This is a genomic window from Variovorax sp. 01T439_2 (assembly GCF_056398445.1).
In genome coordinates this window covers 1-2401 of the sequence record NZ_JBFTPJ010000902.1, presented here as the reverse complement: position 1 = coordinate 2401, position 2401 = coordinate 1, and the positions used below count along the sequence as shown (strand labels likewise).

1 protein-coding gene is annotated in these 2401 nt (G+C 67.8%); it reads left to right on the top strand.

Going from position 1 to position 2401, the window contains the following annotated elements; all coding sequences use genetic code 11:
- Positions 1 to 2180: magnesium-translocating P-type ATPase (gene mgtA / locus AC1DOC_RS29545; RefSeq protein ID WP_478131112.1), on the top strand; the 2180-nt coding region annotated here is incomplete at its 5' end.
- Positions 2181 to 2401 lie beyond the last annotated feature (221 nt).

Below are 2401 nucleotides of genomic sequence, written 5' to 3'. Positions count from 1 at the left end.
ACCTGGTGCCGGGCGACGTGATCGCACTCTCGGCCGGCGACATGATCCCGGCCGACTGCCGGCTGCTCGCGGCCAAGGACCTGTTCATCAGCCAGTCGGCGCTGACCGGCGAAGCGATGCCCGTGGAGAAGTTCTGCATCGACCGCGGCAGCCATGAAGCCGGCGTGCTCGAGCGCGACAACCTGCTCTTCATGGGCACCAGCGTGGTCAGCGGCACCGCCTCCGCGCTCATCGTGCACACGGGCAACCGCACCTTCTTCGGCGCGCTGGCGCAGCGCGTGACCGCCGCCGACCAGGGCACCAGCGCGTTCCAGGCCGGCATCAACCGCGTGAGCTGGGTGCTGATCCGCTTCATGCTGGTGATGGCGCCGCTGGTGCTGGTGATCAACGGCCTGGCCAAGGGCGACTGGTGGGAGGCGGCGCTGTTCGCGCTGTCGATCGCGGTGGGCCTCACGCCCGAGATGCTGCCGATGATCGTGACCGCTGCGCTGGCCAAGGGCGCGGTCGTGATGTCGCGGCAGAAGGTGATCGTGAAGCGGCTCGAAGCGATCCACAACTTCGGCGCCATGGACGTGCTGTGCACCGACAAGACCGGCACGCTGACGCAGGACCGCATCGTGCTGGAGCGCCACACCAACGCCTGGGGCGAGGCCTCGGACCACGTGCTGCAGATGGCCTACCTGAACAGCTTCCATCAGACCGGCCTGAAGAACCTGCTCGACAAGGCGGTGCTGAACCATGCCGAGGTGCGGCTGGAAACGCGGCTGCAGACGGCCTGGCGCAAGATCGACGAGGTGCCCTTCGACTTCGCGCGCCGGCGCATGTCGGTGGTGGTCGAGAACGGCGGGAGCGAGCACCTGCTGGTCTGCAAGGGCGCACTGGAAGAGATCCTCTCGGTCTGCAGCTCGGTCGAGCGCGGCGACGAGGTGCTGCCGCTCGACGCCGGCCTGCTCGCACGCATCCACGCCATCGCGTCGGAGCTCAACACCCAGGGCCTGCGCGTGGTGGCCGTGGCCAGCCGCCTGCTGGCCGCCGGGACGCAACGGCAGGCCCAAGTGGCCTACGGCGTGGCCGACGAAACGGCGCTCACGCTGCTGGGTTATGTCGCCTTTCTCGATCCGCCGAAGGAGTCGACCGCACCCGCGCTGCGCGCGCTGGCCGAGCACGGCGTGGCCGTGAAGGTGCTGACGGGCGACAACGAGCTGGTGGCGCGCAAGGTCTGCGGCGACGTGGGCATCGAGGTCGGCCGCGTGGTGCCGGGCCGCGAGATCGAAGAGTTGGACGACGCCGGCCTGTGCGCGCTGGTCGAGCGGCACCAGGTGTTCGCCAAGCTCACGCCCGCGCACAAGGAGCGCATCGTGCGTGCGCTGCATGCGAACGGGCACGTGGTGGGCTTCATGGGCGACGGCATCAACGATGCGCCCGCGCTGCGTGCGGCCGACAYCGGCATTTCGGTGGACGGCGCGGTGGACGTGGCCAAGGAATCGGCCGACATCATCCTGCTCGAGAAGAGCCTGATGGTGCTGGAGYAGGGCGTGGTGGAAGGCCGCCGCACCTTTGCCAACATGCTGAAGTACATCAAGCTCACGGCGAGCTCGAATTTCGGCAACGTGTTCTCGGTGCTGGTGGCGAGCGCGTTCCTGCCCTTCCTGCCGATGCTGCCGCTGCATCTGCTGGTGCAGAACCTGCTGTACGACGTGTCGCAGATCGCGATTCCGTTCGACAACGTGGACGCCGAGTTCCTGCGCAAGCCGCAGAGCTGGAACCCGGCCGACCTGGGCCGCTTCATGCTGTTCYTCGGGCCGCTGAGCTCGGTGTTCGACATCCTGACCTACGCCGTGATGTGGTTCGCGTTCTCGGCGAACACGGTGGCGCACCAGGCGCTGTTCCAGTCGGGCTGGTTCATCGAAGGCCTGTTGTCGCAGACRCTGGTCGTGCACCTGATCCGCACGCGCAAGATCCCGTTCCTGCAAAGCCGCGCGGCCTGGCCGCTGCTGGCGATGGGCGCGGCGATTGCGGCGGCGGGCATCTGGCTGCCGATGGGGCGGCTCGCGCACTACTTCAGGCTGCAGGCGCTTCCGTTGGCCTACTTTCCGTGGCTCGCAGCGATGCTGGCGGGGTATGCGACGCTCACGCAGGCGGTCAAGGGGTGGTATGCGCGGCGGTTTGGGTGGCAGTGATGTTTTGCTTTGTTCTTGGCGCTGTTGTTCAGGGCGCTCTTGTTCGGGGCGCGTGCACAGGCCACCGGGTACTCCCCTCCGCGAATGTCCYCCGGCCTKCGGCCTCCYCCTTKATTTCGCTGCGCAAGGCACCCCATCGACGGGAGCGTGATCAGAGCACTGGTTGATCAGCGGTGCACCACGAGCGTGCCCAGGTGCACAGGGCATCGGGTGCTCCCCGC